The sequence below is a fragment of the Bradyrhizobium sp. genome (assembly GCF_036735945.1).
In the GTDB taxonomy this organism is placed as follows: Bacteria; Pseudomonadota; Alphaproteobacteria; order Rhizobiales; family Xanthobacteraceae; genus Bradyrhizobium.
On record NZ_DAINNI010000219.1, the window covers coordinates 1 to 4303 of the forward strand.

The 4303-nt window shown below is 65.0% G+C and carries 7 protein-coding genes; 5 read left to right on the top strand and 2 right to left on the bottom strand.

The window, feature by feature from the left end; all coding sequences use genetic code 11:
• Positions 1–267 (bottom strand): TIGR02300 family protein (locus V7E26_RS29380; protein WP_324422887.1); only part of this gene is annotated, 267 nt, incomplete at its 3' end.
• Between the two features lie 142 nt (positions 268–409).
• Here V7E26_RS29380 and aroA point away from each other — a divergent pair.
• Genes aroA through cmk form a run of 4 tightly spaced genes read left to right on the top strand, consistent with a single transcriptional unit; the run spans position 410 to position 3383 of the window.
• Positions 410–1747, top strand: coding sequence for a 3-phosphoshikimate 1-carboxyvinyltransferase (gene aroA / locus V7E26_RS29385; protein ID WP_324422888.1), 1338 nt, complete (start codon positions 410–412; stop codon positions 1745–1747).
• A gap of 10 nt (positions 1748–1757) precedes the next feature.
• The gene (locus V7E26_RS29390; protein ID WP_324422889.1) at positions 1758–2363 is read left to right on the top strand and encodes a hypothetical protein; all 606 of its coding nucleotides are present in this window, start codon (positions 1758–1760) and stop codon (positions 2361–2363) included.
• Entirely contained in the window at positions 2341–2757 is a 417-nt protein-coding gene (locus V7E26_RS29395; RefSeq protein ID WP_324422890.1) for a hypothetical protein, read from the top strand. Before V7E26_RS29390 ends, V7E26_RS29395 begins: the two co-directional genes overlap by 23 nt.
• Positions 2754–3383 (top strand): (d)CMP kinase, encoded by a 630-nt coding sequence (gene cmk, locus V7E26_RS29400; protein WP_324422891.1) that lies wholly within the window; start codon positions 2754–2756, stop codon positions 3381–3383. Before V7E26_RS29395 ends, cmk begins: the two co-directional genes overlap by 4 nt.
• Before the next feature lie 9 nt (positions 3384–3392).
• Here the strand turns inward: cmk and V7E26_RS29405 are convergent, their stop codons facing one another.
• Positions 3393–3563, bottom strand: coding sequence for a hypothetical protein (locus V7E26_RS29405; RefSeq protein WP_324422892.1), 171 nt, complete (start codon positions 3561–3563; stop codon positions 3393–3395).
• Between the two features lie 488 nt (positions 3564–4051).
• On the opposite strand from V7E26_RS29405, the gene V7E26_RS29410 reads away from it, so the two are divergent.
• Positions 4052–4303: S1 RNA-binding domain-containing protein (locus V7E26_RS29410; protein WP_324422893.1), on the top strand; the 252-nt coding region annotated here is incomplete at its 3' end.

Consider the following 4303-nt stretch of genomic DNA (forward strand, 5'->3'; position numbering starts at 1 on the left):
GGCCTTGACCTTGCCGGTATTCTCCTCGGCGTCGGCCTCCTCGAGCGAGACCAACTCTTCGGCCTCTGCGGGCTCCGGCGTGTCGGCGGCGGTGGTCGCGGCAGCGGCGCGTGCGGCCTCGCCGCGTCCGCCGCGCGGCGGCGCGACCGGCGCGATCGGCACCACCTCGCCGGTATAGGGCGAGATCACGGGGTTCTTGTTCAGATCGTAGAATTTCTTACCCGTGGTCGGGCAAATGCGCTTGGTTCCGAGGTCGGATTTGGCCACGTGTGGATCCTGGGAAATTCTGAAAAACGGTGCTTCACTTGGCTAGTTGAGGGGCCGGTGTCAATAGCGCTTTCCGCATTTGACCGCCGCGTGACGCCGTGGGGCCCATGTGATACTGCCGCCTCCGCAGAGGACCCCGACCTTGACCCACTCCGCTACGCCCACCGAGCTGGAATCCCGCGCCAGCGGCCCCCTGGCCGGAAAAGTCCGCGTTCCCGGCGACAAGTCGATTTCGCACCGCGCGCTCATTCTGGGGGCGCTTTCGGTCGGCGAAACCCGGATTTCCGGCCTTCTGGAGGGTGAGGACGTCCTCAACACCGCCAAATCCATGCAGGCGCTCGGCGCCAGGGTCGAGCGTACCGGCCCGTTCGCCTGGCAGGTCCGTGGCGTGGGGGTCGCGGGCTTCGCCGAGCCGTCCGCCCCGCTCGATTTCGGCAATTCCGGCACCGGGTGCCGCCTGGTGATGGGAGCGGTCGCCGGGTGCCCGATCACGGCCGTGTTCGACGGCGATGCCTCGCTGCGGTCCCGCCCGATGCGGCGAATCCTCGACCCCCTCGAATTGATGGGGGCCAGGACCGGCGAGGCGAAGGAGGGCGGCCGCCTGCCGCTGACGCTGCACGGTGCCCGCGAGCCGGTGCCGATTCTCTACCGGACCCCGGTGGCCTCGGCCCAGATCAAGTCGGCGGTGCTGCTGGCAGGCTTGGCCGCGCCCGGCGTCACCACTGTGATCGAGCAGGAAGCCAGCCGCGACCACACCGAGCTGATGCTGAAACATTTCGGCGCCGAGATCGCCTCGGTCCATGAAGGCGCCCACGGCCGCAGAATCGCGCTGACCGGCCAGCCCGAACTGCACGGCGCCGAGGTCGTGGTGCCGGCCGATCCGTCGTCGGCCGCCTTCCCGATCGTGGCGGCGCTGATCGTCGAAGGCTCTGACGTCACCTTCTCCGACGTCATGACCAATCCGTTGCGCACCGGCCTGTTCACGACGCTGCGCGAGATGGGCGCTTCGATCGAGGAGAGCGATGTCCGCGGCGATGCCGGCGAGCCGATGGCCGCCTTGCGCGTGCGCGCCTCGAAGCTGCGCGGCGTCGAGGTGCCGCCGGAACGCGCGCCGTCGATGATCGACGAATATCTGGTGCTCGCGGTCGCCGCCTCCTTTGCCGAGGGCACCACCATCATGCGCGGCCTGCAGGAGCTGCGCGTCAAGGAATCCGATCGCCTCGAAGCGACCGCCGACATGCTGCGCGTCAACGGCGTCAGGGTCGAGATTATGGGCGACGATCTGATCGTCGAGGGCCGCGGGCATGTGCCCGGCGGCGGCCTCGTCGCGACCCACATGGATCACCGCATCGCGATGTCGGCGCTGGTGATGGGGCTCGCCGCCGACAAGCCGGTCAGGGTCGACGACACCAGCTTCATCGCGACCAGCTTTCCGGATTTCATCCCGATGATGCGTTCGCTGGGCGCGGAGTTTTCATGAGGCAGGCGCGATGAGTGCAGCCTTTGATCGCGAGGCGCTCCTCGACGCATTCGACAGGATTGGCCACGCAGCGGCAGAGGCGGGGACGAAGCTGCACATCGCCGTGTACGGCGGATCGGCGCTGATGCTGGCAAGCAATTTCCGGTTCGCAACGGAAGATGTCGATGTGTCGAGGCTCGAGCACCCGCTGCCTGACTGGCTGGCGACCGTCGTCCGCGAAATCGCAGTGCAGAATGGCTGGCAAGAGGGCTGGTTCAACGACGGGGTTGCATTTCATCTAAGTCCCCTTGCCAGTTCTGCCGGCGACCATCTTGAGTTCGGCACGTTCCCACGTGACGGCGAAGCAGCCGGGCTTGTCGTATCGGTTCCGTCGGCAAAATATCTGCTGGCGTTGAAATTGAAGGCATTCCGGATCATGGACCCTGTTCGCGGCGAAGCCGAGCGGTTGGACATCCTGAATCTGATGCAGGTTGTTGGCATCTCGACTGCCGCCGAGGCCATCGCGCTGCTGGGGCGATATTTTCCCCAGAGTGCCGCTTCTTCCGAGAAGCAGCGGTTCCTTTTGAAACATATGAATCGTGCAGGAGCGGCCGATGCGCCCAAATACCCTCGCTGAGGCTGTCGAACGCATCCAGGCCGGGTCTGCGCACGATGTCGTCCTGGCCGAATTCATCGATGCATTTGATCTCGCAAAAACCGACCATGACCGCTACGCGGCGATCGAGCGCGAGCCGAAATTGACGGGCGATGGCCGGATTGATGCTCTCGTCGGAGCCATCGCCGAATATTTGGCAAAGCAGCGTCGGTTGGGCCGGGTCCCGCATTGGGTTTGTGATTCTGCGCGCCGTCTGGACCATCCCTGGTTCACTACGGCGGACCCTTCGGACGCCATGCGCGAGTTCTTGACCTTCAGCAGCCCGGCCGAATTTGCCTCCCGCAACATTTTCACCGAAGAGCGGCCGCTGCGCCGCGCGCGGGGCCGCTTCCATCTGAGCAACAGGACATCATGATCATCGCCATCGACGGGCCGGCGGCATCCGGCAAGGGGACGCTCGGCAAACGCCTTGCCCATCATTACGGCTACCGCCATCTCGACACCGGCGTGATCTACCGCGCGGTGGCGAAGGCGCTATTGGACCAGGGTTTCGACCTCACCGACGAGGCGCAGGCGGTGGCCGTCGCCATGGAGCTCGATCCGGAAAAATTCGGCCATCCCGAGCTGAAGACCCAGCGTATCGGGGAGGCGGCATCCGTGGTCTCGGCAATTCCCAGGGTGCGTGAAGCCCTGGTGAGTTTCCAGCGCCAGTTCGCGGCCGATCCGCCCGGGGCCGTGCTCGACGGGCGCGATATCGGCACCATCATCTGCCCGAATGCCGATGTGAAGATCTTCGTGATGGCCGACCCGCAGGTGCGGGCCCGTCGCCGCACGCTGGAAGCCCGCGCCCGCGGCGAGGACGCCGACGAGGCGGCGGTGCTGGCCGACATCCTCAGGCGCGATGAACGGGACAAGAACAGGGCCGCCGCGCCGCTCAAGGCGGCGGCGGACGCCCATATTCTGGATAATTCCAATCTGGATATCGAAGCCGGCGTGCGCGCCGCCATTGCGATCGTCGAGGCGGTTCGCGCGGGGCGGTGAGGTCCTGGCTCAGTTCCTCAAGCGCGCGCGGTCGAACGGCAATTGCTGTTCGGCCATCACGACGGGCTTCGCCCTTGCCGCGGCAACCGCCTTGTCGGTGGCAAAGGCCGAGGGCTTGCCGGCGACAGCCGTGGCGACGGTAAAAACGGCGATGGCAGTCAGAGCGATCAGGCTCTTCATGGAATGGCCCCTGGTTTGAGCAGTGGGTTCGTGTAAGGGGGGCATGCTTAAGGCCGGGTTCCATCCCGCCGGGACTGGCGGAGCTTTCGCGCCATGCAGTCAACAGGAGGTTGACGGCGAGGCCGGCGCAGCGTCCGTCAGCGTTAAGGGTCCGTAAATCGGGGCGTTTTCGCTTGCTGAAAATGACCCTTGGGTCTATATCCACGCCCATCCGGGCCGCCCATCGACAAGATCAGGGCTGTCCGAGCGGGCCGGCCGGGAGTTTCAGCTTCCGCCGTCATTGGAGGAAAGCCCGCTCCAGGCTGCTGAAGTCGAAAATCTCGTTTCAGGCTCCGGATAAAATCAAGACGTATCGAACGTGCAGGCATCTGCCGGTCCGCTTTTGCGCCTCCCGCAAACGCGGTCGTCAGGATTTGCGGACCCTGACACTTCACGCGCGATGCGCCCTTTAACCCGAACGGCCGGCAATATCCCGCATTGGAGAACAAATGGCTTCGAGTACTGCTGCTTCCTATAATCCTACCCGTGACGATTTTGCTGCGATGCTGGACGAGTCCTTTGCCGGCGGCAATCTGCAGGAAAGCTCCGTCATCAAGGGCAAGGTGGTTGCAATTGAAAAGGACATGGCCGTCATCGACGTCGGCCTGAAGACCGAAGGCCGCGTGGCGCTGCGCGAATTCGCCGGCCCCGGCCGCGAAAGCGATCTCAAGGTCGGCGACGAAGTCGAGGTGTTCCTCGAC

What these genes read in the sequence shown, in the direction of transcription:
- cmk (WP_324422891.1), top strand. Translation starts at nt 2,754, where the DNA reads ATGATCATCGCCATCGACGGGCCGGCGGCATCCGGCAAGGGGACGCTC.
- V7E26_RS29405 (WP_324422892.1), bottom strand. Translation starts at nt 3,563, where the DNA reads ATGAAGAGCCTGATCGCTCTGACTGCCATCGCCGTTTTTACCGTCGCC.
- V7E26_RS29395 (WP_324422890.1), top strand. Translation starts at nt 2,341, where the DNA reads ATGCGCCCAAATACCCTCGCTGAGGCTGTCGAACGCATCCAGGCCGGG.
- V7E26_RS29390 (WP_324422889.1), top strand. Translation starts at nt 1,758, where the DNA reads ATGAGTGCAGCCTTTGATCGCGAGGCGCTCCTCGACGCATTCGACAGG.